This is a genomic window from Pseudoalteromonas sp. DL2-H2.2, assembly GCF_021532535.1.
GTDB lineage: Bacteria > Pseudomonadota > Gammaproteobacteria > Enterobacterales > Alteromonadaceae > Pseudoalteromonas > Pseudoalteromonas rubra_A.
In genome coordinates this window covers 534,254-560,538 of the sequence record NZ_JAKGBD010000003.1, presented here as the reverse complement: position 1 = coordinate 560,538, position 26,285 = coordinate 534,254, and the positions used below count along the sequence as shown (strand labels likewise).

General features: G+C 48.4%; 22 protein-coding genes. 4 read left to right on the top strand and 18 right to left on the bottom strand.

All coding sequences use genetic code 11. The features are described 5' to 3' along the window. Window positions 1–46: 46 nt before the first annotated feature. The 3 genes from L1285_RS08145 to glnS form a co-directional block, all read right to left on the bottom strand. Window positions 47–343: a hypothetical protein gene (locus tag L1285_RS08145; RefSeq protein WP_235411821.1), complete on the bottom strand. Its 297-nt coding sequence runs from the start codon at window positions 341–343 to the stop codon at window positions 47–49. Window positions 344–435: 92 nt separating this feature from the next. Next, window positions 436–2,256 (bottom strand): protein kinase domain-containing protein, encoded by a 1,821-nt coding sequence (locus L1285_RS08140; RefSeq protein ID WP_235411819.1) that lies wholly within the window; start codon window positions 2,254–2,256, stop codon window positions 436–438. Window positions 2,257–2,376: 120 nt separating this feature from the next. After that, entirely contained in the window at window positions 2,377–4,038 is a 1,662-nt protein-coding gene (gene glnS / locus L1285_RS08135; RefSeq protein ID WP_125782089.1) for a glutamine--tRNA ligase, read from the bottom strand. Between the two features lie 253 nt (window positions 4,039–4,291). Between glnS and L1285_RS08130 the strand changes: the two genes are divergently transcribed. Next, entirely contained in the window at window positions 4,292–5,362 is a 1,071-nt protein-coding gene (locus L1285_RS08130) for a DUF3083 family protein (RefSeq protein WP_046003819.1), read from the top strand. 282 nt (window positions 5,363–5,644) lie between these two features. On the opposite strand, the gene L1285_RS08125 is transcribed toward L1285_RS08130, so the two are convergent. From L1285_RS08125 to sdhC, 9 genes are all read right to left on the bottom strand, one after another. Continuing rightward, entirely contained in the window at window positions 5,645–7,573 is a 1,929-nt protein-coding gene (locus L1285_RS08125) for a hypothetical protein (RefSeq protein WP_235411817.1), read from the bottom strand. Between the two features lie 261 nt (window positions 7,574–7,834). Next, entirely contained in the window at window positions 7,835–8,707 is an 873-nt protein-coding gene (gene sucD / locus L1285_RS08120) for a succinate--CoA ligase subunit alpha (protein ID WP_010381473.1), read from the bottom strand. Beyond that, window positions 8,707–9,873, bottom strand: coding sequence for an ADP-forming succinate--CoA ligase subunit beta (sucC, locus tag L1285_RS08115; RefSeq protein WP_046003816.1), 1,167 nt, complete (start codon window positions 9,871–9,873; stop codon window positions 8,707–8,709). Before sucC ends, sucD begins: the two co-directional genes overlap by 1 nt. A gap of 186 nt (window positions 9,874–10,059) precedes the next feature. Continuing rightward, a complete protein-coding gene (odhB, locus tag L1285_RS08110; protein WP_235411815.1) occupies window positions 10,060–11,544 on the bottom strand; it encodes a 2-oxoglutarate dehydrogenase complex dihydrolipoyllysine-residue succinyltransferase in 1,485 nt (494 codons plus the stop codon). Window positions 11,545–11,554: 10 nt separating this feature from the next. Then, entirely contained in the window at window positions 11,555–14,368 is a 2,814-nt protein-coding gene (gene sucA, locus L1285_RS08105; protein WP_046003814.1) for a 2-oxoglutarate dehydrogenase E1 component, read from the bottom strand. 83 nt (window positions 14,369–14,451) lie between these two features. Beyond that, window positions 14,452–15,171: a succinate dehydrogenase iron-sulfur subunit gene (locus tag L1285_RS08100; protein WP_046003813.1), complete on the bottom strand. Its 720-nt coding sequence runs from the start codon at window positions 15,169–15,171 to the stop codon at window positions 14,452–14,454. Window positions 15,172–15,181: 10 nt separating this feature from the next. Continuing rightward, window positions 15,182–16,954 carry a succinate dehydrogenase flavoprotein subunit gene (sdhA, locus tag L1285_RS08095; RefSeq protein WP_010381483.1) on the bottom strand — a complete coding sequence of 591 codons (1,773 nt, stop codon included), beginning with the start codon at window positions 16,952–16,954 and terminating at the stop codon, window positions 15,182–15,184. Beyond that, window positions 16,955–17,302 carry a succinate dehydrogenase, hydrophobic membrane anchor protein gene (sdhD, locus tag L1285_RS08090; RefSeq protein ID WP_046003812.1) on the bottom strand — a complete coding sequence of 116 codons (348 nt, stop codon included), beginning with the start codon at window positions 17,300–17,302 and terminating at the stop codon, window positions 16,955–16,957. Beyond that, window positions 17,293–17,670 (bottom strand): succinate dehydrogenase, cytochrome b556 subunit, encoded by a 378-nt coding sequence (gene sdhC, locus L1285_RS08085; RefSeq protein ID WP_081694265.1) that lies wholly within the window; start codon window positions 17,668–17,670, stop codon window positions 17,293–17,295. The genes sdhD and sdhC overlap by 10 nt, the downstream gene beginning before the upstream one ends. Before the next feature lie 411 nt (window positions 17,671–18,081). Between sdhC and L1285_RS08080 the strand changes: the two genes are divergently transcribed. From L1285_RS08080 to L1285_RS08070, 3 genes are all read left to right on the top strand, one after another. Further along, complete coding sequence (locus tag L1285_RS08080) at window positions 18,082–19,368, top strand: citrate synthase (RefSeq protein WP_235411813.1); 1,287 nt, start codon at window positions 18,082–18,084, stop codon at window positions 19,366–19,368. A gap of 130 nt (window positions 19,369–19,498) precedes the next feature. Beyond that, window positions 19,499–20,722 carry an aminotransferase class V-fold PLP-dependent enzyme gene (locus L1285_RS08075; protein ID WP_235411811.1) on the top strand — a complete coding sequence of 408 codons (1,224 nt, stop codon included), beginning with the start codon at window positions 19,499–19,501 and terminating at the stop codon, window positions 20,720–20,722. Window positions 20,723–20,724: 2 nt separating this feature from the next. Beyond that, entirely contained in the window at window positions 20,725–21,132 is a 408-nt protein-coding gene (locus tag L1285_RS08070) for a SufE family protein (protein ID WP_125718969.1), read from the top strand. A gap of 22 nt (window positions 21,133–21,154) precedes the next feature. Here L1285_RS08070 and tcdA read toward each other — a convergent pair whose 3' ends face one another. Genes tcdA through msbA form a run of 6 tightly spaced genes read right to left on the bottom strand, consistent with a single transcriptional unit; the run spans window position 21,155 to window position 26,264 of the window. Next, a complete protein-coding gene (tcdA, locus tag L1285_RS08065) occupies window positions 21,155–21,949 on the bottom strand; it encodes a tRNA cyclic N6-threonylcarbamoyladenosine(37) synthase TcdA (RefSeq protein ID WP_235411809.1) in 795 nt (264 codons plus the stop codon). A gap of 1 nt (window position 21,950) precedes the next feature. Continuing rightward, window positions 21,951–22,616: a TIGR01621 family pseudouridine synthase gene (locus L1285_RS08060; RefSeq protein WP_235411806.1), complete on the bottom strand. Its 666-nt coding sequence runs from the start codon at window positions 22,614–22,616 to the stop codon at window positions 21,951–21,953. After that, window positions 22,603–23,367, bottom strand: coding sequence for a 3-deoxy-manno-octulosonate cytidylyltransferase (gene kdsB, locus L1285_RS08055; RefSeq protein WP_235411804.1), 765 nt, complete (start codon window positions 23,365–23,367; stop codon window positions 22,603–22,605). Before kdsB ends, L1285_RS08060 begins: the two co-directional genes overlap by 14 nt. After that, the gene (locus L1285_RS08050) at window positions 23,355–23,552 is read right to left on the bottom strand and encodes a Trm112 family protein (RefSeq protein WP_010381495.1); all 198 of its coding nucleotides are present in this window, start codon (window positions 23,550–23,552) and stop codon (window positions 23,355–23,357) included. The genes kdsB and L1285_RS08050 overlap by 13 nt, the downstream gene beginning before the upstream one ends. Beyond that, a complete protein-coding gene (gene lpxK / locus L1285_RS08045) occupies window positions 23,542–24,525 on the bottom strand; it encodes a tetraacyldisaccharide 4'-kinase (RefSeq protein WP_235411802.1) in 984 nt (327 codons plus the stop codon). The genes L1285_RS08050 and lpxK overlap by 11 nt, the downstream gene beginning before the upstream one ends. After that, complete coding sequence (gene msbA, locus L1285_RS08040) at window positions 24,522–26,264, bottom strand: lipid A export permease/ATP-binding protein MsbA (RefSeq protein WP_235411800.1); 1,743 nt, start codon at window positions 26,262–26,264, stop codon at window positions 24,522–24,524. Before msbA ends, lpxK begins: the two co-directional genes overlap by 4 nt. Window positions 26,265–26,285: the final 21 nt, after the last annotated feature.

Below are 26,285 nucleotides of genomic sequence, written 5' to 3'. Positions count from 1 at the left end.
GGAGTAAGAAATCTAATTCAGCGTTAAGCGACAGCTCAAAGCCCGTTCACTTATCCAATCCATAGAGTGCATCGGCGGTTTTGCGTAAGTCGACTTCGTCGATAAAGTCGTCGCTGAGCGTTAGAATGGCGTTGAGGTTGTTTTTGAGCTTTTCCTGGCTTAGGCCATTGGGTTTGAGCGCGGTTTGCAGCAGGTGTAGCGACATGTCTGCCAGCAGCAGTTTTTGCTTTTCTGTCCAGTTGTCGTCGCCCTGTTTGGTGCTGTCTTTTAAAATGGCCTGCTCTACTTCGTCGTGCATGCTCCAGCTTAGTTTGAGCAGCTCTCGGCGTGTTTCCTGATCCATGTTTCCCTCCGTTTTTAGGCTTTTTATCTTGTCGGAGGATGGGCCGATGTGCAACGTGCGTTTTGTTATATCTTAGTCGTAGATAGCTTAATTCAGCCCTGTGCAGCCTTTGGGTCTTTAGGATAAAAATGGTCTGGCTGGCGGGCGCATAAAGTAAATTCACGGGTGTTTTTGTAGGGCAGTTTCATAAAGCCTGCCACACCAAAGTCCTGAATACTCATGGCGTATTGCATAATTCGGGTGAGCAGAGTTTTAAACTCCCGCTCTTTGCTGGCATCAAGCAGGCAGTAGTAATGGTGTATTTTAAGGCGGTCGTTGAGCGATTCAAAGATGATACAGCCGGTATGGTGGATCTGGTTAAGCTCGAACACACACTGCACTATCTGCCGTGGTAATTGCAGCTGCTCGTCGGGGTCTTTGCCATCTTCAAAGTAAGAATGGGGGCGCGCAATTTCACTGGTGCCAATGTCCGATACTGTGTATTGCAGCTCGGGCACGTGGTCAAAAATAAATGCTCCGGTGCCGTCGCGCTGAAGTTGTATGGTTTGTCTGGCATCAAACAGGCAGCATTTAAACAAGCCCTTTTGTTCTATCCCCTGCGCCAGCATCACGGTGGCGTTTACGGCATCGGTAAACGCACTTTGCAACGACTCGTCGTGCAGTACCAGGCTGGACTCCACAAACAAAGAGGCATCCTTCCAGTGAAAACTCAGGCCACCTACCACCGGATATTTTGCCAGCCGGCTGATGGATGCCAGAAACGCTTTTTCGCTGTCGCCGGTGTCGAACAAGAACTCTTTATAGTAGCGGTCAAGCTGGGCGTCGTTTACGTCCAGCAGTTGCTGATTATGATCGGCACGGCGTAAAAACTGTTTGCGCGAGCTGTAGACCACGGTATCTGGCTCTTCGTCGATCTCATTAAACCAAAAAGGGATGCTAGCCTTACGAGGCGGTGTTTTTAGTTCGGGTAAATACATGCGTGCCATGGCCGGCATGTTACGCATAAAGTAGTCGCCGGCCTGATCTCGGGTGACTTTGTCTTTGCTCAGCATCGCATCTATCATTCTGGCAAAGGCTTGCGGCAAGCCTAAGCTGGTTGCCGGGATCACAGCCGCACCAAAACGGCAAGACTGGGCACTGGCCAGCGCGTAAATGGTGGATGCCACGCCCTGCTCGTCAAAGCGTGGCGAGGAGCGTGCGCCCGACATTTGCTCATCGCCAATAAAGTACACATCGCCCATCCGGGCATTGGTGCTGCTGATATCCGACGACATCAGATCCATAATATTACTGGCAACCGGCTCGCCATGGGCATCCAGCTGGGCATAGACTGAGCTGCCCCAGTCAACCAGAGAGAAGCTGTCTGTTGCTTCATCCCAGACAATATTCGATGGCTTAATATCGCCATGTACCACAGGCTGTGGCGACATGCCATTTTTGCGATTGCGTAAATCAACCAGCACGTTTCTGAGTTTATTGGCCAGGTGCACGAGCTCATGGGGCTTAAAACGACCGCGTTTAAGTGACCATTGCTCCAGATCCTGACCTTTGGCGCGCGCCATCATCAGGATCCCCTGCTTTTTTGCCCGTTCAAAGGCATAAAACTCGGGAACCATGGGATTTTTAATCTGCGACAGCATATAGGCTTCGTCTTCCAGGCGGTCGCGTACACTCTGCGCCAGGGTAATACGGGAGAATTTAAACACCCACTCTTTGCCCTGCCCGTCAACCCCGGCAAACACAAACCCAAAGGCACCGGAGCCTATTACTTCCACATCACGGTAGCCCAGTAGTGTCAGCTGCTTCTGACAGATATTGAGCCACTGACGGTGTTTTTTTGCGTCTTTATGAGAGAGCAAATAAACCGACTGCTGTTCATTGATGTAAAAGTTATGGATCGACTTTTCTGTCATGGGCCTGTCCGTTTTCGGGTATCCAGTGTTTCTAATGCAAATTATCAGATCAATTAAGAAGATCGGGCATGCTAATTAAAAAAGGCCGACATAAGCCGACCTTTTTATTTATTGTGCGTGTTAGGCGTTTTCAATTTTTGCCCAGGAATCACGCAGACCAACTGTCTGGTTGAAGGTCAATGTGTCGCGCTTGTTATCACGACAGTAGTAGCCCAAACGCTCAAACTGGAAGCCCTGCTCTGGTGCAGCGTCTGCCAGAGACGGCTCCAGCTTAGCATTGGCGATGATCTCCAGAGAATCTGGATTCAGCGTAGTCGCGAAGTCTTCCGCCGCTGCCGGGTTTGGCACATTGAACAGACGGTCGTACTGGCGTACTTCAGCCTCGATACAGTGGCTGGCAGATACCCAGTGGATAACGCCTTTTACTTTACGGCCATCAGCCGGGTTTTTACCTAAGGTATCGGCGTCGTAGGTACAGTAAATCGTAGTAATGTTGCCTGCATCGTCTTCTTCAACGCGCTCGGCTTTAATCACATAGGCATTACGCAAACGTACTTCTTTACCCAGTACCAGACGCTTAAACTTCTTGTTGGCCTCAACACGGAAGTCATCACGCTCAATGTAGATTTCGCGAGTGAACGGCAGCTGACGTGAGCCCATATCCAGTGTTGGATGGTTTGGCGCGTCCAGCATTTCAACCTGCTCTGCGTCATAGTTTTCAATCACGATTTTAACCGGATCAAGTACTGCCATTGCACGCGGTGCGTTTTCGTTCAGGTCATCACGGATACACGCTTCCAGCATACCCATTTCAACCATGTTGTCTTGCTTGGTAATACCAATGCGCTTGCAGAATTCACGGATAGACGCAGGGGTATAACCACGACGACGCAATCCAGCAATAGTTGGCATACGCGGATCGTCCCAGCCTTCTACCTGACCGTTGACCACCAGGTCATTCAGCTTACGCTTTGACATCACGGTGTATTCCAGGTTCAGACGAGAGAACTCGATCTGTTGTGGATGACACTCAAGGCTGATGTTGTCCAGTACCCAATCGTACAAACGACGGTTGTCCTGGAACTCCAGCGTACACAGTGAATGGGTGATCCCTTCCAGCGCATCCGAAATACAGTGAGTAAAGTCGTACATTGGGTAAATGCACCACTTGTCACCGGTCTGGTGATGGTGAGCAAAACGAATACGATAAATGATAGGGTCGCGCAGCACCATGAATGAGCTGGCCATGTCTATCTTAGCACGCAGTACACACTCGCCTTCTTTAAACTCGCCGTTCTTCATTTTTTCGAACAACGCCAGGTTTTCTTCTGGTGAGGTATCGCGGTACGGGCTGTTTTTACCCGGCTCAGTGAGCGTGCCACGGTATTCACGCGCCTGCTCTGGCGACAGGAAACACACGTAGGCAAGACCTTTGTTGATCAGCTCAACCGCGTACTCGTATAGCTTGTCGAAATAGTTAGACGAATAGCAGATCTCACCATCCCAGTTAAAGCCCAGCCACTGCACGTCTTCTTTAATTGAGTTTACGTAATCCAGATCTTCTTTTTCCGGGTTCGTATCGTCAAAGCGCAGATTACACAGACCCTGGTAGTCGCGAGCGATGCCAAAGTTCAGGCAAATAGACTTAGCATGGCCTATGTGTAGGTAGCCGTTTGGCTCTGGTGGAAAGCGCGTGTGCGTACCGCCATGCTTACCGCTGGCCAAGTCCGCATCAATGATGTTTGTTATAAAATTTGTTGGGCGATTTTCTGCTTCCGCCATAGGAACTCATTCCTCTGAAAATTTAGTACCAGTTAACTGAGGCATTATTACAAAAAGTTTGAGCAACGAACAGCGTAAAACTAAGGCGAAAACAGATTTACTTCGCAATTGTGGCGACCTGGGCATAAAACAGCCAAGTCAAAGGCAAAAAGAAGCGTCATTTTTATGACAAATTTTGTTCTAGCGCAATATATCCGTCACACGCTCGCTCTATCATGGGCGTCAACAACAGAGGTATCGCAAGGAAAAACCTATGGCATCAATGAATCTTCACCGCGTTTATATTCCAACGAACGCACGTAACAACCATTACATTTTGGCTGAGTTTAAACCCAGCGACGCATTCTTCGATTGTTTTGATGATGTGCAAAGCTGCTACCAACGCCTGGCCCGAAAGTTGTTTGCCATTTGCGACGAGCACGAATTATTTAACGTTCACGTCATTGCTAACGACAAGCTGCCCATCGTGCGCTATCACGACGAGGCACACAGCCTGCAAACGGATAAGCAGATTTTGTTCTTTTACAATCCAAAGTATCACGAAGGCCACAAGATACATTATGAGGCTGATCATAAAGCACGTAAAATTCGCTTATTGTTCCTGGCAACCGGTGATGAACTGCGCGCCAATGCGGCCAGTTTTCACAGCAAAGTAAAAAAGGCGTTGGACGATCTGAAAGAGCAATACGAGCAGCAAGGCTTGTCTTACAAAGTCCGTGACCATCAGCACTTAACTTATGATATTTTTGCTAAGGTAAAAGGCCACAGAGAAAGTTACGGCTATAAACTACGCAGCTTGTACCCGCGTTACCAGGCGCGTAACTGTACACTGCCAGAGCAGCACTCAGAGATGAGCTATGTGTCTTTCTCTATCCCTATTACCCGCGCTATCAAGACCGAATATCAAAGCCAGATGCGCCCGGGGGATTACACCCAGTTTTACCGCAGTATTGAAGACAGCTTTTTAACTTTGTGCGATCAGCTGCAACTGACCCATGTCGGCTTGGTTGCCGATGGCCGCCAGCCTCTGGTTCGCAGCAGTCAGATTGATAAATCAGACGCCAATCGTGAGTTACAAAAACTGAGCTTTGATACATCCGCTCCAGATGGTCAGGTACGCTCTATCTGGGACGGTGAACACCTGTGCGACACCATGCACTTTGTGGTGGTTGCCAGCGATAAAGACAAAAAAGACGTGGGTTACGGTAAATTTATGAACAACGCCGAAACCATGATCCGCCGTTTAACCGGTAAGCTGCCAATTAACCCGGAGAAGCAAGACGTTATTGTGCGCTTCTTCCAGCATATCAGCTATCAGGATTAAGCTTCTTCAGCGGGGGGCTCTCCTCCCCCGCTTTAACAGATTTTGCACTGCCCCGCAAAACAATAAGTTCTCATCTGACCATCTCCCCGGCTTGCTCGCAGCCCGCTGGTTCACCTCAAAATGGGAGATAAAATAACTCGATAATAGCAATAAGAATCTAGCAATGTACTAATGGATGTCTGTGCAGACATGTGTGTGCAGACATGTCTGCAGATATACCTTTGTGAGCATATGGCAAAGTTAAAAAGAAAAGGCGCCCTCAGGCGCCTTTTTGAAATCATTTTAATTGCTGGAGTAGTAGCATACATCACATACACGCAAGAACTGAATGTTATGTGTAATACGACTATTCCATTGCTGATTGTCATCCTGCCTGTAATGGGTATGCTCTCGCATAAACCAATACCCTTCCCTTTGTTTATATAGCAACTTAAAATTCAGTACATTTTTCTCAGTCTGCCCACTCAGGCATTCTGCATAGGTATCTTCGTTACACGACAGAATAAAACTCATACTGTTGTCGTCTTCCATCTGCCAACGGCCATTAGGGCCGGCAATACCGCCAGTATATATAATCGCCCTGCCATCAGACTGAGGCTCAAGTACCAGGTGTCGGCCGTTGTTATTCAAGTTTCTGGTATCGATGTAAAAAGTCCGCATGTAATCTTCCTGCGTTGGCTCAACCATGTTTGGCAGCTTTGCTATGCTTGCCAGAATAAAAGGCGAGTCCCCACCGAGCTCTCTTATAAAAGCAGTTTGGTTGTTGAAAAACTGCCCATATTTAACCGTCTGCGTGTATTTATCAAATGTATAGCTCAGTGTATCTTGCGTTCTGCTTAATGATACATCCAAACTGTGTTGCTCTCCCGTTACACCATCTGTTGCTTTATAAACTCCTGCTGTTGCAGAGGTGAATTCGAGCATTGTATTCACAGCATTAAATCTTCCTCCCGTCGGCAACTCTCCACCAAGAAGCGGCGAAAGTCCCAAGGTTTGACTGCCCGCAGGAAACTCAGGAATGTCCATCATCTCCAGGCCTCGGTATATTTTATAGCTGTGCCTGGGGGCCATAACATCGTTAAGCCCTTCATAATTGTTCCATTCAGCTTCTGGCACTAAGCCTGTATCAAATGTTGGCACCATTTCAAAACGATAAACAAATTCCAGAGCCACAAAGTCGCCCTTCGCGGCAACGATTTTTGCACTGAGAATGTTGGGGTCAAAGCTTAGCCTTTTGAATGTTTGTGTATTGGTATTCAGAAATTCTTTTACTAATGAACGACCAAAGATGTCTCGCTCCGGTCCGTCACTCAAAATTTGATAGTTATCTCCATCATAGTAAGGAGCATAATGAAACGGCACATGCTGTTTGTAGTCTTCATAGTCAACAGTCAGGGAACCGCCAATCAGGCTAGGCTCGCTGGTACTTGTGGACAGCTTGCTAACGTATACGTCATCAGATAAACGTTGTTCAATGTAGTAGTTGTATTCAAGTGACTTCACATCCCCTTTTGTTAACACAACCAGCTCGTAATCCTGCTCACTGGCATATATTTTTACCGCTATTTTATCGTCTTGTTGTGCAACAACTTCAATAGGTAAAAACTGAGGACGACTACAGTGCGCGATACATTCTGCTTCTCGTGTAGTCAGTTCAATATCATCCAGGTTGTTCCAGTCAAATGCGAAGCCCTTGTTCTTATAAAGCCCCAGCCCTTTATTATCATCCGTAAAATGAAATAGCACATCGCCAGATTGGTTAGACCAGGTACCCTGTACAACATCGTCGGACAAAGCTACCGTCTCTGAGGGATTAGATTCAGGATCTACTGTTACCTGAATAACGATAGTCTGAGCAGACGTATCTTTAGAATCAGACAGCACAAGCGCGATGTTATGAGTATCTACGTCAAAGAGATCTGGCTCGGCAACTAAAGAAAATGCTGTGCCGGTTTGTTCCAACTTCAGCCACTCAGGTAGGTTTTCTGATGAAACACTAACAGTATCCCCTTCTTTATCGCTTAATTCAAAGCGCTTAGTGCTCTGCATATTGGCAGAAATGACCCATGTACCCTCGTTTTTCTCCAAGGTTGGAGCCGTATTGTGAGCTGAACTTTGGCCACCCGGCGTGGCATTACCAGTAGATTCAGATGACCCGCCGCCGCAACCAGCGAGTAAAGCTATCACTAAAGATCCCAATAAAAATCTCATATAATTTCCTTTAAACAAAAAATAGCGACCTGATTGAAAATGATGTTTTATGCTGCTACCAAACAAGGTCAAATCACAATACTGAGACAGACACGGTTATGTAATTACCTTCTAAAACAAAGAGGTAAGGCAAGCAAAAAAATCGAACGGGGATTATACAGAAAAACAAATCACATTGGGCAATAAGCTATCAGAAGAATTGTAAAGAAAAGATCAAAAAAGGCGCCCTGAGGCGCCTTTTTTACAGTACAGGTAACGTGATTACCAGCCTGCTTTTTCTTTAAGTGCAGAACCGATCTCAGCTAGTGAGCGAACGGTCTTAACGCCAGCAGCTTCAAGTGCAGCGAACTTCTCGTCAGCTGTACCTTTACCGCCTGCGATGATTGCACCAGCGTGACCCATACGCTTACCTGGAGGCGCTGTAACACCTGCAATGTAAGAAACAACTGGTTTAGTCACGTTGTGCTTGATGTACTCTGCCGCTTCTTCTTCAGCTGTACCACCGATCTCACCAATCATTACGATTGCTTCAGTCTTAGGATCGTTCTGGAACATTTCCAGTACGTCGATGAAGTTAGTGCCTGGGATTGGGTCACCACCGATACCTACACAAGTAGACTGACCGAAGCCAGCGTCAGTAGTTTGCTTAACCGCTTCGTAAGTCAAAGTACCTGAACGAGATACGATGCCTACTTTACCAGGAAGGTGGATGTGACCAGGCATGATACCGATCTTACACTCGCCCGGAGTGATAACACCCGGACAGTTAGGACCAATCATACGAACGCCAGTTTCTTCCAGCTTCACTTTAACATCAACCATATCTAGTGTAGGGATGCCTTCAGTGATACATACGATTAGCTCGATACCTGCGTCGATCGCTTCAAGGATAGCGTCTTTACAAAATGCTGCTGGTACGTAGATTACAGATGCAGTTGCACCAGTAGACTCTACCGCTTCACGTACAGTGTTGAATACTGGCAGACCCAGGTGAGTTGTGCCGCCTTTACCAGGAGAAACACCACCAACCATTTGCGTACCGTACTGGATAGCTTGCTCAGAGTGGAAAGTACCCTGACCACCAGTGAAACCCTGACAGATTACTTTAGTATCTTTGTTAATTAGTACAGACATTATTTGCCCTCCGCAGCAGCAACTACTTTCTCAGCAGCGTCAGTTAGAGACTCAGCTGCAATGATGTCAAGGCCAGAGTTAGCTAGTACTTCACGACCCGCTTCAGCATTAGTACCTTCAAGACGTACAACTACTGGTACGTTTACGCCAACTTCTTTAACCGCACCGATGATACCTTCTGCGATCATGTCACAACGAACGATACCGCCGAAGATGTTAACTAGTACAGCTTTAACGTTGTCATCAGACAGGATGATCTTGAACGCTTCAGATACACGCTCTTTAGTCGCGCCGCCGCCTACGTCAAGGAAGTTAGCTGGCTTACCGCCGTGCAGGTTTACGATGTCCATTGTACCCATCGCCAGGCCAGCACCGTTAACCATACAACCTACGTTACCGTCTAGCGCAACGTAGTTCAGCTCGAAGCTTGCTGCGTGAGCTTCACGCGCATCTTCTTGTGAAGGATCGTGGAATTCACGGATCTTAGGCTGACGGAACAATGCGTTGCCGTCTACACCGATCTTGCCGTCAAGACAGTGCAGGTTGCCTTCGTCAGTGATTACCAGAGGGTTGATCTCTAGTAGTGCAAAGTCGTGGTTGATGAACATGTCAGCAAGACCCATGAAGATCTTAGTGAACTGCTTAACTTGAGTTGGGTTCAGGTTTAGTTTGAACGCAAGCTCACGACCTTGGTAAGCCTGTGGACCGACTAGTGGATCGATCTCAGCTTTGTGAATTAGTTCTGGTGTGTTGTGAGCAACTTCTTCGATCTCAACACCACCTTCAGTTGATGCCATGAACACGATTTTACGTGAAGCACGGTCAACAACAGCACCCAGGTATAGCTCATTTGCAATATCAGTGCAGCTTTCTACTAAGATTTTAGCAACTGGCTGACCTTTCTCGTCAGTTTGGTAGGTTACCAGGTTTTTGCCTAACCAGTTTTCAGCAAATGCGCGGATCTCGTCTTTGCTGTCTGCCAGTTTTACACCGCCCGCTTTACCACGGCCGCCAGCGTGTACTTGACATTTTACAACCCACTTGTCACCACCGATTTTACCAGCAGCTTCAACTGCCTCTTGAGGCGTGTCACAAGCGTAACCATCTGATACAGGTAAACCATATTCGGCAAAAAGTTGTTTTGCCTGATACTCATGCAAATTCATGATGCTTTATCCAATTTTTTATACTAAAAAAGCTGAATATTTATGCAAATAATCAGCTATCCCAAATTGCGCCCATAGTATAGATCTCAAGGCCTTGTATGAAAACCCCAGTAAGACTAATGGCGCAAAAAAAAAGCTGTATGCGGACATTATGCTCACATACAGCTTAATCTTTAATCTAGATGATTAAACGTCCAGAAGCAGACGCGTTGGATCTTCCAGAAGTTCCTTAATTGTAACCAGGAAGCCAACCGATTCTTTACCATCGATTTGACGGTGATCGTAAGATAGCGCCAGGTACATCATAGGCAGGATTTCAACCTTGCCATTAACCGCCATTGGACGCTCCTGGATTTTGTGCATGCCCAGGATTGAAGACTGTGGCAAGTTGATGATAGGCGTAGACAGCAGTGAACCAAATACACCACCGTTAGTGATAGTGAAGTTACCACCAGTCATGTCGTCAACAGTCAGCTTACCGTCGCGGCCTTTAAGTGCCAGCTCACGGATACCTTTTTCGATTTCAGCAACAGACAGCTTGTCACAGTCGCGTAGTACAGGTGTTACCAGACCACGAGGTGTAGATACTGCGATGCTGATGTCGAAGTAGTTGTGGTAAACGATGTCATCGCCGTCGATAGACGCGTTTACTTCAGGGAAACGCTTCAGCGCTTCTGTAACCGCTTTCACGTAGAAAGACATGAAACCAAGACGGATACCGTGACGCTCTTCAAATACGTCTTTGTACTGCTTACGAAGGTCCATGATAGGCTTCATGTTTACTTCGTTGAAGGTCGTCAGCATCGCTGTTGAGTTCTTCGCTTCAAGCAGGCGGTTCGCGATTGTCTTGCGCAGACGAGTCATAGGAACGCGCTTCTGAGTACGGTCGCCCATTGGTGCCGCAGGTGCTGCTGCCGCTGGCGCAGCTGCTGGTTTTGCCGCAGGTGCTTTCAGGAATGCATCAACATCTTCTTTAGTGATACGACCGCCTTTGCCAGTACCTTTGATTTGTGAAGCATCAAGGCCTTTTTCTGCAATCAAGCGACGTACAGATGGCGTTAGTACATCTGCATTGTCATCGCTTGCAGGCGCTGCTTCTCCCTGTGCAGCTGGCGCCGCTGCTGGTGCGCCACCGGCAACCAGTTTACCAATTACTTGCTCACCCAGAACGGTTTCGCCTTCTGCGTGCAGTTGCTCGCCCATTACACCGTCTTCAGGTGCAACAACTTCAAGCACAACTTTGTCTGTTTCAATGTCTACCAGGTTTTGGTCACGGCTTACCGCTTCACCTGGTTGTACATGCCAAGTTGCAACTGTAGCGTCTGCTACTGATTCAGGAAGTACAGGTACTTTAATGTCCACTTCTTTACCTTCTGCTGCTGGCGCCGCTGCTGGCGCTGCTGTTTGTTCATTTGATTGCGCTGGAGCGGCATCTGACGCGCCCAGCTGTGCGATAACTTGCTCACCAAGAACCGTTGCGCCCTCTTCTTCAGAGATAGCGACAATAACGCCGTCTTCAGGTGCAACGACTTCTAACACTACTTTGTCAGTTTCGATATCTACCAGGTTTTGGTCACGGCTTACTTTGTCACCAACGCTTACGTGCCATGTGGCCACTGTTGCATCGGCAACAGATTCAGGAAGAACAGGAACCTTAATTTCGGTCGTCATCTCTAATTCCTTATTTCTTAATAGTTAAAGCGTCAGCAATCAACGCATTTTGTTCTTTTGTATGGGTCGACATATAGCCACATGCAGGCGCTGCTGCAGCTTTACGACCGGCGTAAGTCAACTTCGCACCACTTGGGATAGCTTCCCAGAAATGGTGTTGTGAACAGTACCAGGCACCTTGGTTTTGAGGCTCTTCCTGACACCATACGAAGTCTTTAACGTGCTGGTAGCGAGCCATGATTTCGTCCATCTCTTTGTGCGGGAACGGATATAGCTGCTCCACACGAACGATAGCGACGTTATTCAGCTCTTGCTTGCGACGCTCCTGTAGCAATTCGTAATATACTTTACCGCTACAGAACACAACGCGCTCGACGTTTTCAGGATTGATATCATCAATCTCGTCGATCATGTTGTGGAAAACACCTTCAGACAACTCTTCCAGGCTAGACACAGCCAGAGGATGACGAAGTAAAGATTTAGGTGTCATTACAATCAGTGGACGACGCAGAGGACGTACTGACTGACGACGTAACATAGCATAAACCTGTGCTGGCGTACTTGGTACACACACTTGCATGTTGTGGTCTGCACACAGTTGCAGGTAACGCTCAAGACGCGCTGAGCTGTGCTCTGGGCCCTGACCTTCGTAGCCGTGTGGCAGTAATAAAGTCAGACCACACAGACGGCCCCACTTTTGCTCACCTGAGCTCAGGAATTGGTCGAATACCACCTGGGCACCGTTCGCGAAGTCACCGAATTGGGCTTCCCACAGTACCAGTGAGGTTGGCTCTGCCGTTGCGTAACCATATTCAAACGCCAGTACAGCTTCTTCTGACAGTACTGAGTCATACACTTCAAACAGACCCTGATCGTCACGCACGTTTTGCAGCGGCAGGTAAGTTGAAGCATCGGCCTGGTTGTGAACAACCGCATGGCGGTGGAAGAAAGTACCACGACCTGAATCCTGACCGGTCAGGCGAATGTCTGTGCCCTGATCAACCAAAGTTGCGTAAGCAAGCGTTTCTGCCATACCCCAGTCTAGTAGCTTTTCGCCACTGGCCATGGTTTTACGGTCATCGTAAATTTTCTTAACGCGCGACTGCGCTTTGTGGTCAGCCGGGTAAGTCGAGATTTTTTCGCTCAACTCTTTAAGCTTCTCAACAGGAACACTTGCCTCATAGGCTGTATCCCAGTCGTGACCAACGTACTTAGACCAGTCTGAAGAGTGCTTGGTCTCAGGTTGAATTTCTTCAACTACGATCTGACCGTTGTCCAGACCGTTACGGTAGTCGTCTGCCAGCGTCTTCGCTTCATCTGCGCTCATTACACCTTCAGATACCAGTTTATCAGCATAAATCTGACGTGGTACTGGGTGCTTTTTGATCTTCTGATACATCAGAGGCTGAGTTGCATTTGGCTCGTCGGCTTCGTTGTGGCCATGACGGCGGTAACAAACCAAGTCGATCACTACATCGCGCTTAAACTTGTTACGGAAATCAAGGGCAACTTGCGTCACGAACGCAACCGCTTCCGGGTCATCCGCGTTAACGTGGAAAATTGGCGCCTGAACCATCTTAGCGATGTCAGTACAGTACTCAGTTGAACGCGTATCTTCCTGGTTTGAAGTCGTGAAACCAACCTGGTTGTTTACCACGATGCGGATTGAACCACCAACACCATAAGCGCGAGTCTGAGACATGTTGAATGTCTCTTGCACTACGCCCTGGCCAGCGATGGCTGAGTCACCATGAATAGTGATAGGAAGTGCTTTAGAACCGCTCTTACAGTTTAGACGGTCAAGACGTGCACGTACCGACCCCATAACCACAGGGTTAACGATCTCAAGGTGTGACGGGTTAAACGCCAGCGCCATGTGAACGTTGCCGCCCTGCGTTGCGAAGTCTGAAGAGTAGCCCATGTGATATTTTACGTCACCAGAACCTGCAGATTCGCCGTACTTGCCCGCGAACTCGTCAAACAGTACTTGTGGGTTTTTACCCAGTACGTTGACCAATACGTTCAGACGACCACGGTGCGCCATACCAATGACCACTTCTTCCTGGCCACTTTCACCGGCACGATGTACCAGCTCTTTCAGCATTGGCACCAGTGCATCACCGCCTTCCAGTGAGAAACGTTTTGCGCCTGGGAATTTAGCACCTAAGTATTTTTCCAGACCATCAGCAGCGGTCAGGCCTTTTAGGATGCGAAGCTTAGTTTCTTTGTTGAATTTAGGCTGTGCGAAGGTAGATTCGATGCGTTGCTGTAACCAACGTTTTTCTTCTGTTGAAGTAATGTGCATATACTCGGCACCAACAGAACCACAGTAAGTGGTTTTCAGTGCGTTGTATAAGTCTTTTAACTTCATTGTCTCTTGGCCTGAAGCAAAAGAGCCAACGTTATATTCTTTTTCCAGGTCGGCATTGTCTAAATCATGATAGGCCAGGTCGAGTTCGCGAACTCGATCACGCTGCCATAGACCCAATGGATCTAAGTTTGCGTTTTGGTGACCTCTGAATCTGAATGCATTAATAAGTTGCAAAACACGAACCTGTTTTGCATCTGCCGCACCTTCTGCAGAAACGATTACTTCTCTGTGTTTGTTTTTAGCAAGGTCAGCAAACTGAGACTTAATCTCTGAATGCTTAACATCAACGTCAACGCCTTCTACCTTTGGCAGTTGATCAAACACTTCTCGCCATTCTTCTGGCACTGAAGCCGCATCATCAAGATACGCCTCATATAAATCTTCAACATATGCAACGTTGCCGCCGTATAAGTGCGAAGATTCCAGCCATGCCTTCATCACACCTTCGTGCATTTATTAGCCCTTTTTCTAGCGCAGAAACTTAAACGAAAACAAGATGGCATGCTGAGCATGCCATCTGTAGATTTAAATATGTATTAAACCGAACGATTTAACAACATAGATTTAATGTGTCCGATCGCCTTAGTAGGATTCAAGCCTTTCGGACAAACGCTTACACAGTTCATGATACTGTGACAGCGGAAGACGCTGAACGCGTCATCAAGGTCAGCCAGACGCTCTTCTGTCGCAGTATCACGGCTGTCAGCCAGGAAGCGATACGCGTGAAGAAGGCCCGCAGGACCGATAAATTTATCTGGGTTCCACCAGAACGACGGACATGACGTTGAACAACATGCACACAGAATACACTCGTACAGACCATCCAGTTTGTCACGCTCTTCAATACTCTGAAGACGCTCTTCACCGCCGGTTGGCTTGTCGTTGATCAGGTAAGGTTTTACCTTCTCGTACTGAGTGTAGAACTGGCTCATGTCGATAACCAGGTCACGGATCACTGGCAAACCCGGTAATGGGCGAACGATGATCTTGCCTTTGCCACCTTTTTGCAATGCAGATAAAGGGGTGATACAAGCCAGACCGTTCTTACCATTCATGTTTACACCGTCTGAACCACACACACCTTCACGGCATGAACGGCGGAAAGACAATGTTGGATCTTGTTCTTTCAACATTAACAGTGCATCTAGCACCATCATGTCGCGACCTTCTTCAACCTCCAGCTTGTAATCTTGCATACGAGGTGCTGAATCTACGTCAGGGTTGTAACGATAAACAGATAATTCTAAAGTTGCCATCGCTTAGCTCCTAGTATGTACGTGCTTTCGGTGGGAATGCTTCACGAGTCTTAGGCGCAAAGTTTACTTCACGCTTAGTCATCGTGTCTGACTCTGGGTGATGCAGAGAGTGGCACAGCCAGTTCTCATCGTCACGCTCAGGGAAGTCAAAGCGCGAGTGTGCACCACGGCTTTCTGTACGGAAGTTAGCAGCAACGGCTGTTGAGTAAGCTGTTTCCATCAGGTTATCAAGCTCTAAGCACTCGATACGCTGGGTGTTGAACTCAGTTGACTTGTCGTCAAGACGCGCAAACTTAAGACGCTCACGGATCTCTTTAAGTTCTTTAAGGCCGTCAGCCATTGCGTCACCTTCACGGAATACCGAGAAGTTAAGCTGCATACATTCTTGTAGATCTTTCTTGATTTGAACCGGATCTTCGCCTTTACCTTTCTCAGATGACTCCCAACGGTTAAAGCGCGCAAATGCCTGCTCAACATCGTCAGAAGATGCGTCACCTGTAGACTCAAAGCCTTGTAGGTAAGTACCCAGGAAGTTACCTGCTGCACGACCAAATACAACCAGGTCAAGCAGTGAGTTACCACCCAGACGGTTTGCACCGTGTACAGATACACACGCGATTTCACCAACCGCGAACAGACCTTCAATGATGCGCTCTTCGCCGTTTTCATTCACGTTCAGTACCTGACCATTTACGTTGGTCGGTACACCACCCATCATGTAGTGACAGGTTGGGATAACAGGAATTGGCTCTTTAGCTGGGTCAACGTGTGCGAATGTCTTAGACAGGTCACAGACGCCTGGTAGACGCAGGTTAAGCATTTCTTCACCAAGGTGGTCAAGCTTAAGCTTAATGTGTGTACCCCAAGGACCTTCACAACCACGGCCTTCACGGATTTCAGTCATCATCGCACGAGCAACAACGTCACGACCCGCAAGGTCTTTCGCGTTAGGCGCATAACGTTCCATGAAACGCTCGCCGTCTTTATTCAGAAGGTAACCACCTTCACCACGACAACCTTCTGTTACCAGCGTACCCGCACCCGCGATACCGGTTGGGTGGAACTGCCACATTTCCATGTCCTGCATAGAGATGCCAGCACGAACCGCCATACCAACACCGTCACCAGTGTTAATATGTGCGTTAGTAGTTGATGCGTAGATACGACCTGCTCCACCGGTTGCCAAAACAACCGCTTTAGACTTGAAGTAAACAACTTCGCCGCTTTCGATGTCGATTGCAGTTACACCGACTACGTCGCCTTTGTCGTTTTTAACCAAATCAAGCGCGTACCACTCAGAAAAAACGTTAGTTTTGTTCTTAACGTTTTGCTGGTACAAGCAGTGTAGCAATGCGTGACCTGTACGGTCTGCCGCTGCTGCTGTACGTGCAGCCTGCTCACCACCAAAATTCTTAGACTGACCACCGAAAGGACGCTGATAAACACGGCCGTTCTCGAAACGAGAGAAAGGCAGACCCATGTTTTCAAGTTCAGTGATTGCCTCAGGACCCGTTTTGGTCATGTACTCGATGGCATCCTGATCACCAATGTAATCAGAACCCTTTACCGTGTCGTACATGTGCCATTCCCAGTTGTCTTCGTGGGAGTTACCCAGTGCAACTGTGATACCGCCCTGTGCAGATACCGTATGAGAACGTGTCGGGAATACTTTAGAGATCAATGCACAAGTTTTGCCTGACTCAGAAATCGCAAGCGCTGCACGCATGCCAGCACCACCGGCGCCAACTACAACAGCGTCAAATTCACGAACATTATATTTCACTTAAACACCCCACAATACAAACAGGCCAACAGCAACATACGCCAGTGCCATCAGATTAAGTACAAAGCCCAGCACAGAACGCATCGTTGAACACTTAACGTAGTCCGTAAGAACCTGCCACAAACCAATGCGAGTGTGGACCATGATGCATACCAGTGTGATGAAAGTTGCCGCTTTAACGGCCAGGTTTGAGAACAAACCTGTCCAGGCTTCATAGCTGATTTCGGGCGTTAGCAGAAAATAGCCAACGATAAATACCGAATAAGCCAGGATGATTAGTGCAGTCGCGCGCAATGACACATAGTCTTGCACACCGTCGCGCTTCAGAGTTGCTTGATTTAAGACCATATCCACACTCCTGCCAGGATGGCTACGATTACCCACAGCGCCAATGCGATTTTTGCACTGGTGTTGCCCGATTCTAATTCTTCCCAGTGACCCATGTCTTGGATCATGTGACGTACGCCACCAATGATGTGGTAAGACAATACAGTCAGGGTGCCCCACGCAATGAATTTTGCAATAAAGCCAGTCATTAGCTCTTTAACAAATTCAAACCCTTCAGGAGAAGAAAGAGACTCAGACCACGCCCAAATGACAAAGGTCAATGCGAAGAATAACGCAACACCGGTTACACGGTGCAAAATCGACGCTTTTGCCGTAGGTGGCATAGATATAGTCGTAAGATCTAGATTTACAGGTCTTTGCTTTTTCACAGTTACTTGCCCATCTTGCTCACAAAGGAGCTCATCTACTTGTTTTTATAAAACCACTTGCGCTGGTTGCACAAATGGCACACTCTAGATATACCTGTTTAAACACTGAGCGGTTCACTTTGTGAAAATGCCAATGTAAAAATAGGTTTACCCACAGACGACACGGTATAAAACCGTAGATAGTATATAAGGCCGAGCGGCCTTTTACAATTCTTGTTTAGATTGAGACGCTTGCGAATTAGCCGATGGTATAATATTTAAACGGCGTAGAATATTTATCATACATTTCTGCATAATTCTCAGAAAAATTGACTTTCCACCCCTATTTTAAGTTAGAATGATCTGAATTTGCTTAACATTAGTATCACAACATAACAATCAGAATATTGTTATTTCATAGGAGATAAATAGATGGCAGATAAGAAAGCCACAGTCCATATCGATGGTCATGATCCGATCGAACTCCCGATCTACTCTGGCACTGCTGGCCAGGACGTAGTCGACGTCCGCACACTTGGCGCTCACGGCTTCTTCACATACGACCCTGGTTTTATGTCGACTGGCTCTTGCGAATCATCTATTACTTATATCGATGGTGCAAAGGGTGTACTACTACACCGTGGTTACCCAATCGAGCAATTAGCAGAGCAATCTAACTACATTGAGCTGTGCTACCTGCTTCTGAACGGTGAATTACCAGACGATGCGCAACTTGAAGAATTTGCAAAGAACATCACGCACAACACTATGCTGCATGAAAAAATTGCGTCTTTCTTCCAGGGTTTCCGTGTTGATTCTCACCCAATGGCGATGCTGTGTGGTGTGGTTGGTGCATTGTCTTCGTTCTATCACGACGACCTGGACATCTCAGACGCTGATCAGCGTATGCGTTGTGCAATCAAACTGGTTGCTAAACTGCCTACCATTGCTGCGATGGCGTATAAGTACAACACAGGCCAGCCGTTCGTTTACCCACGTAACGACCTGAGCTACGCAGAAAACTTCCTGCACATGATGTTCTCAGTCCCAGCTGAAGAGTACAAGGTTAACCCTGTACTGGCCAAAGCAATGGACCGTATCTTCATGCTGCACGCAGACCACGAGCAAAACGCGTCTACTTCAACGGTACGTCTTGCTGGTTCTTCAGGCGCTAACCCATATGCGTGTATCGCAGCGGGTATCGCGTCACTTTGGGGTCCTGCGCACGGTGGTGCAAACGAAGCGTGTCTGACCATGCTGGAAGAAATTGGTACTGTTGACCGTATCGACGAATACGTTGCAAAAGCGAAAGACAAGAACGATCCGTTCCGTCTGATGGGCTTTGGTCACCGCGTATACAAAAACTTCGATCCACGTGCGACAGTAATGCGTCAAACTTGTCACGAAGTTCTGAAAGAGCTGAACATTCAGGATCCATTGCTTGACGTTGCAATGAAACTTGAGCAGATCGCACTGGAAGACCCGTACTTCGTTGAGAAGAAGCTGTACCCGAATGTTGATTTCTACTCAGGTATCATCCTGAAAGCGATTGGTATTCCGACTAGCATGTTCACTGTGATCTTCGCTATGTCTCGTACTGTTGGCTGGATCTCACACTGGAACGAAATGCTGTCTCAGCCAGGTCACAAGATTGGTCGTCCACGTCAGTTGTACACTGGCTACACGGCACGTGACTACAAAAAAGAAGGCGACAGATAAGCAACGCTTAACTGACGCTTTGAAAAGGGTTGCCATTGGCAGCCCTTTTTTGTGCCAGCTCTTCAGACAGGCTTGCAAGCCAATATAAATCCGGTAAAATCCGCCTGCTCAGGCGCAGTAGGAGACCCTTTTGAACGATAACCCTTGCACACAACTTCGGCGTGATTTCCCTATCTTTGAGGTGTCGGTTGACGACCAGCCTTTGTGTTATCTTGACTCCGCTGCCACCACCCAGAAACCCAATCAGGTGATCCAGGCTGTAAAGGATTTTTACCAGTCTCAGAACGCCAATGTACACCGAGGTTTACACACGCTGAGTGAACAGGCAACCACAGCCTATGAGGCTGTACGGGGCAAATTAGCGCAATTTCTTAATGTGCAAAGCCCGGAAATTGTCTGGACCAGTGGTGCTACCGCCTCTTTGAATTTAATTGCGTATGGCCTGAGCGACAGCTTAAAAAAAGACGATGTAATTTTGTTGTCTCCTTTGGAGCATCACGCCAATATCGTGCCCTGGCAACTTGCCGCAAAGCGCACAGGTGCACGTATTGAGTTACTGCCTGTAGATGCCCAAGGTATTCTTCAGCTTGAACAAGCTAAAGCACTGATAGAGAAATTAAAACCCAAAGTGATGAGTATTTGCCATGCCTCTAATGCGCTGGGCAATATCAATGATGTAGCAGCGTTGATAGCGAGCAGTAAAAGCTCAGGGACGGTTACTGTGGTAGACGGCGCTCAATCTTTATTGCATTTGCGCCCGGATTTAAAGCAGCTGGATTGCGATTTTTATGTATTTTCTGCACATAAGGCGCTGGGTCCGACCGGTTTAGGTGGCCTGTATGGACGCTATGAGCTGCTCAATGCCCTGCCCGTTTATCAAAGCGGCGGTGAAATGATAGATACTGTCAGTTTTAGTGGCACCACCTTTCGCCCGGCCCCCGAAAAATTTGAGCCAGGTACGCCCAATATTGCCGGTGTTATCGGCTTTGGCGCAGCCCTGGATTACCTTATGACGCTTGAGCATGATTCTTTGTTCCAGCACGAACAGGCGCTTTATCGCGCTTTAGTTGAACAACTAAGCGAAATTGACGGGATCCGGATTTGGGGCGATACGGCTAATAATGTCGGCACCGTCAGTTTTAGCTACAAAAACGAACACCATTACGATCTGGCAACCTTGCTCAATACCCATGGTATTGCTGTCAGAAGCGGCCACCACTGCACACAACCGCTAATGGCGCATCTGGGCATTGAAGGCACCATTCGTGCCAGCCTGGCGTTTTACAACAACCAGCAAGACATCAGTCGGTTTATTGCAGCACTGAAAGACACCATCAGTTTATTAGAAGAGTAATTATGGACTTATCACACATAGAGCACTCCCTGGCTCAGCACGGTGCCTGGCAGGGCAAGTATCGCGAAATCATGCTACTGGGCAAGGCACTTCCGGCCATGCCAGATGCACTAAAAACGGATGACGCGCTGGTGAAAGGCTGTGAGAGTAAAGTCTGGTTACACCTTGACCTGGATGAACAGCGGCAACGTCTGGTACTGATAGCGGACTCAGACACCCGCATCGTCAAAGGTTTACTGGCAATTATTCTTGCTTGCTATAACAACCAGTTACCGCAAGAAGCAGGTAAACTTGATGCCTACGAGCTGTTTGACAAGCTGGGGCTTATCAAGCACCTGAGCCCGTCTCGCGGCAACGGAGTGCGCGCCATCGTAGAGCGTATTCATCAACAGCTTCAGGTGCTGCAATAGCACCTGAGATACATGCCGCAAATTAGCCCGCTTCGCGCGTACGCTTGTCCAGGTACTTGCGAATAGCCTTTGCCGCAGCAAAAAAGCCAAAGCTGCCCGTCACCATAGTTGCAGAGCCAAATCCGGTCGCACAGTCCATATTCTTACTGCCATCGGCCATTTGCTTAGCTTTACATACACTACCATCACCAGTTGGGTAAACCAGTTGCTCCGTTGAGTAAACACAGTCAACAGCAAACTTACGCTTCGGATTGGTAGTGAAGTTATATTGCTTACGCAGCAGGTATCGGACTTTTGCAAGCAAAGGGTCATGGGTGGTTTTTGCCACATCCCCATAGCAGATCTGACTAGGATCTGTCTGACCACCCGCACCACCTGTGGTGATCACTGGAATTTTTTGCCGTTTACAGTGGGCGATCAGCGCCGCCTTTTCTTTGACTGCATCAATACAGTCGATGACATAATCAAAACCCTGAATATGCTCTTTAATATTATCCAGGGTGATAAAGTCATCTATCACCTCAACCTGACAATCCGGATTGATGGACTGACAACGCGCCTGCATGGCTTCGACTTTAGGCTGGCCTATGGTCTCAGTTTTTGCATGCAGCTGGCGATTGATATTAGTGACACAGATATCATCCAGGTCAATCAGGGTAATTTTACCTATGCCAGTGCGCGCCAGTGCCTCTGCCACCCAGCTACCCACGCCGCCAATGCCTATTACACAGAAACTGGCTTCGCCAAGCCAGTTTAGCTCTGTATCACCATACAAGCGGCCGATGCCACCAAATCTTAAGGATGTATCTTGCGTCATATTACCACTCTAACTCTCTGGGCTTTGCCCAGCTTTGCATTACTTCTGTGTCTGCCAGCTCAGCAAACCGTGCTCCGCCCTGAGGCAAAGCATAAAATGTCATTCTTTCGTTGTCCCACTCAAAGCTCAAACAGTAGGCGTGCAAATAAACTCTGTCGGCTTCACTGCCACCATAGCTGACATCGCCGAGGATGGGCGCTGATAAGCTTTTTAGCGCAACCCGTAGCTGGTGGGTTTTGCCGCTGTAGGGCTTGAGCAAACAGGCTCTCAGGCCAGGCGCTATGCTGGCACTGTAAAAGCGCGTGACAGCCGGGTTGTCCTGACTGGTTAACAACTTATACGTGCCGCGCCGGGATTTAGCCATGTCGCCTTTAACCCAGCCTTGCTTCTTTTTGGGTTTGCTATCAATGAGCGCCAGATAGAACTTATCCACGGCGCGACTGGTAAACAACTCAGTCAGCCTGGCAGCGGCATCACTTGAGCGAGCCAGCACCAGTAAACCGGACGTTACCTTATCGAGTCGGTGTACCGGATAAAGCTGCTCGCCGAGCTGCTCTGCTAATAAGGCAACAAAACCGCTTTCCTGCTCACTGTGAAAACTCACCCCGGCGGGCTTATGTGCCACCACAAAGTCCGGGTGGCAGGCAATTACCTCAAAGGGCGCCATTGAGGTACTCTACGACGCGTTTTAAGTCTTCCGGTGTATCAACTCCGGCATAAACCGGACGACACGCCTTGGCAATTTTGATGCGGTAACCGTGGTATAACACGCGCAACTGCTCAAGCGATTCCTGACCTTCCAGCGGAGAAACCGGTAAGGCCAGGTAGGTTTTTATAAAACCGGCACGATAAGCATAAATCCCCACATGGCGCTGAAAATGCGCCAGTGGAATCTTATTCTCATCCAGCTCCATCATGCTGTCACGCTGAAACGGGATGGAGGCGCGGGAAAAATACAGCGCATTTTGGTGCGCGTCCTGAACGACTTTAACGGCATTGGGGTTCAGTACTTCCTGCACATCCGTCACATCAACGCTCAGCGTAGCCATCGGCGCTTCCTGCGCCTCATGTAGCAAGGTCGCCACCTGAGTAATGTTTTCCGGCGCTAACAAGGGCTCATCGCCCTGCACATTAACCACTAAGGTATCGTCGGCCAGTCCCAGCTGTTCAACCACCTCGGCAAGACGCTCAGTACCCGATTGATGATCTTCTCGGGTCATCAGTACGTTCTCTGTAAAGACTTTAGCGCGCTCAAACACCTGAGTGTTGTCGGTGGCGATATAAACGGCTTTGGCGCCAGATTTTTGCGCCTGCTCGAACACGTGCTGGATCATGGGTTTACCACAAATGTCAGCAAGCGGTTTGCCAGGCAGGCGGGTTGAAGCGTAACGCGCCGGAATAACGACTATGAATTCCACTTTTCGACCTCTTCAAGGGATAATTCACGCGCTTCGTTTTCCAGCAGTACTGGAATGTCGTTTCTGACAGGGTAAGCCAGTTTAGCAGCCGTGCTGATCAGCTCCTGATTGTCTTTGTCAAATCTCAGTTTTCCTTTGCAAACCGGACAAGCAATAATCTCGAGTAATTTAGTGTCAAAGGCCATGGTTGACTATCCCTTTTTGTTTTAATAACGAATTCAGTTGTTGTGTCAGCGCAGCACTGGGCTGGGCTTCTACTTTTAAATAATACCAATTTTCTTTGCCGAATGACTGGCATTTTACCGCGTCTTTTTCGGTCATAAAGACAGCCTGTTCTTCGCACCTGGCAAAGTCGGCTGCGCTGTATGCATGGTGATCGGCAAAATGCAGTGTATCGGTCAGTTCAATGCCATCTGAGCGCAAGGATTGTTCAAATCGCTGTGGGTTGCCAATGGCACTTACGGCAACGCCCTGCGCGGCGTTTTGTGCAACCGCCTGATTGTCTTTCACGCTGAAATAGCCACTGCGAGCCAACTCATAACCAACCCCGTCTGACTCTCCATTATAGACAACCAGATCTGTGTGCTTGAGACGCCCGGGTGATTCGCGCAGCGGGCCGGCCGGTAACAGCAGACCGTTGCCAAAACGGCGCTGTGCATCGACAATACAGATCTCGATATCCCGGGCCAGCTGATAGTGTTGCAGGCCATCGTCACTGACGATAATATCCGGCTTATCTTCTCGCATCAGCATTTCTATGCTGGCCTGACGGTCACCACCTGTCATCACCGGACAACCCAGACGTTTATATATCAGTAAGGGTTCATCGCCCGCTTCTGTGGCGCTGCTGTTGTCCGTCACTCGGTATGGCAGGCTGGGAGGCTTGGCGCCATAGCCCCGGCTGATCACCGCTACTTTCAGGCCCAACGACTCAAGGTAAGGCACCAGCCATAGTACGAACGGCGTTTTACCGTTGCCACCTATGCCTATGTTGCCAACAATAATCACCGGTACGGGCGCTTTATAGACACGCTTGAGACCCAGCTTAAACATTGCCCTGCGCAGTGAGCTCAGTAACCAAAATAAGCCTGACAAAGGCAGCAGTAAGATATTTAACAGCCCCAGGGGCTGGTACCAGCTGCGCTCTAGGCGATTCATGCCTGATCACCATACTGCATCTGGCAAAGCGCTGCATAAATGCCCTTTTGCTCAAGCAGTGCCTGGTGTTTACCTTGCTCGACAATGCGCCCCTGATCGAGTACATAAATACAGTCGGATTGCTCTATGGTAGACAAACGGTGTGCAATCACGATAGACGTTTTATCTTTCATCAGATTATCCAGAGCCTGCTGGATCAAACGCTCCGACTCGGTATCCAGTGCCGAAGTCGCTTCATCGAGAATCAAAATAGGTGCGTTTTTAACAATTGCACGGGCGATGGCGATACGCTGGCGCTGACCGCCGGAGAGCATGACACCGTTTTCACCCACCATAGTATTCAACCCCTCAGGCAAGTCTTTAACAAACTCCCAGACATGGGCCTGCTTTGCTACCTGCTCCAGCTCTTCCTGAGTATAAGCGCGCTCCAGTCCATACATAATGTTATTGGCAATGGTGTCGTTAAACAGCACCACCTGTTGTGACACCAGTGCAAACTGCTTGCGCAGCGACGACAGTGTGTAGTCCTGAAGTTTTACCCCATCCAGGGTGATCTCTCCTTCATCCCAGTCGTAAAAGCGCGGCAGCAGGTTCGATAAAGTCGACTTACCCGACCCACTGCGACCCACCAGCGCGATACTCTGTCCAGCCGGAATTTGTAATGATAAGGATTTAATGACGGCTTCGTCTTTGCCCGGATAACGAAAGGTTACGCCTGAGACTGCAATTTCGCCCTTAACGCTGTCCGCCTCAAGTTTACCGGTGTTCTTTTCCTGCTCTTTATCCAGAATTTCAAAAATACTGGTCGCCGCAGCAATGCCGCGCTGCAGATCGCTGTTCACATTCGCCAGCTGCTTAAGCGGTCTGAGCATCATCATCATAGAGGTCGTCAGCGACACAAAGGTGCCCGAAGAGATGGTGTCTATCATTTCTGGCATCGCGATGATAGCCAGGATCAATGCCATAGCGCTGGCTGCAATAATTTGGATCACCGACACACTCAGTGCGCGCGTTGCATCCATCTTTACACGTTGCTGGCGATTGCGGTTATTTACATCGGCAAAGTGAGTTATCTCTTTGTCCTGACCACCGAAACCGTGGATCACTTTATGCCCGGCCAGCATCTGCTCTGAGCTACGGGTGACTTCCCCCATGGCATCCTGAATATTCTTTGAAATTTTCCGAAAGCGCTTGGAAACCAGGTTCACTATCACGCCGACGATGGGAATAACCACTAAGAATATCAAAGACAATTGCCAGCTGGCGTTGAACATCACCACCAGCAAAAACAGCACAAAGGCCCCTTCGCGGATCATCACCTGTAAAGCACGGGTCACTGCCTGTTGTACTTGCTCAGTATCAAAGGTGATTTTTGAGATCATTTCGCCGTTGGAGTGTTGATCGTGAAAGCTCACAGGTAAGAACAGCATGTGTTCAAACAAAGACTGACGCAGTTTTCTTACTACCTGAGAGCCCACATAGCTCAGACAATACGATGCCATGTAGTTGAAAATCCCGCGCCCAATAACCAGCAACACCACCACTATGGGTGCCATTTTTAACACTTCGGCATTGCGATCTGTCAGGCCATCGTCAATAAACGGCTGCATTAGCTGGACGAACAGTGCATCCATGGCGGCGTAACCGAGCATGCCAATGATGGCAAACAAGGCCGGCACTTTAAAATCGAAGGTGTAACTCAGAAGCCGCTTGTAGATCTGCTTGGCGGATTGTTGCATAGTGTCTCTCTGGTACGTCAT

Excerpts from the sequence above, each read along its gene's own strand:
- L1285_RS08125 (WP_235411817.1), bottom strand. The coding sequence starts at position 7,573 with ATGAGATTTTTATTGGGATCTTTAGTGATAGCTTTACTCGCTGGTTGC.
- tcdA (WP_235411809.1), bottom strand. The coding sequence starts at position 21,949 with ATGACGCAAGATACATCCTTAAGATTTGGTGGCATCGGCCGCTTGTAT.
- L1285_RS08130 (WP_046003819.1), top strand. The coding sequence starts at position 4,292 with ATGGCATCAATGAATCTTCACCGCGTTTATATTCCAACGAACGCACGT.
- sucD (WP_010381473.1), bottom strand. The coding sequence starts at position 8,707 with ATGTCTGTACTAATTAACAAAGATACTAAAGTAATCTGTCAGGGTTTC.
- L1285_RS08145 (WP_235411821.1), bottom strand. The coding sequence starts at position 343 with ATGGATCAGGAAACACGCCGAGAGCTGCTCAAACTAAGCTGGAGCATG.
- L1285_RS08060 (WP_235411806.1), bottom strand. The coding sequence starts at position 22,616 with ATGGCGCCCTTTGAGGTAATTGCCTGCCACCCGGACTTTGTGGTGGCA.
- L1285_RS08100 (WP_046003813.1), bottom strand. The coding sequence starts at position 15,171 with ATGGCAACTTTAGAATTATCTGTTTATCGTTACAACCCTGACGTAGAT.
- sucC (WP_046003816.1), bottom strand. The coding sequence starts at position 9,873 with ATGAATTTGCATGAGTATCAGGCAAAACAACTTTTTGCCGAATATGGT.
- glnS (WP_125782089.1), bottom strand. The coding sequence starts at position 4,038 with ATGGCGGAAGCAGAAAATCGCCCAACAAATTTTATAACAAACATCATT.
- L1285_RS08080 (WP_235411813.1), top strand. The coding sequence starts at position 18,082 with ATGGCAGATAAGAAAGCCACAGTCCATATCGATGGTCATGATCCGATC.
- sdhD (WP_046003812.1), bottom strand. The coding sequence starts at position 17,302 with ATGGTCTTAAATCAAGCAACTCTGAAGCGCGACGGTGTGCAAGACTAT.
- odhB (WP_235411815.1), bottom strand. The coding sequence starts at position 11,544 with ATGACGACCGAAATTAAGGTTCCTGTTCTTCCTGAATCTGTTGCCGAT.
- L1285_RS08070 (WP_125718969.1), top strand. The coding sequence starts at position 20,725 with ATGGACTTATCACACATAGAGCACTCCCTGGCTCAGCACGGTGCCTGG.
- lpxK (WP_235411802.1), bottom strand. The coding sequence starts at position 24,525 with ATGAATCGCCTAGAGCGCAGCTGGTACCAGCCCCTGGGGCTGTTAAAT.
- sucA (WP_046003814.1), bottom strand. The coding sequence starts at position 14,368 with ATGCACGAAGGTGTGATGAAGGCATGGCTGGAATCTTCGCACTTATAC.
- L1285_RS08050 (WP_010381495.1), bottom strand. The coding sequence starts at position 23,552 with ATGGCCTTTGACACTAAATTACTCGAGATTATTGCTTGTCCGGTTTGC.
- msbA (WP_235411800.1), bottom strand. The coding sequence starts at position 26,264 with ATGCAACAATCCGCCAAGCAGATCTACAAGCGGCTTCTGAGTTACACC.
- L1285_RS08140 (WP_235411819.1), bottom strand. The coding sequence starts at position 2,256 with ATGACAGAAAAGTCGATCCATAACTTTTACATCAATGAACAGCAGTCG.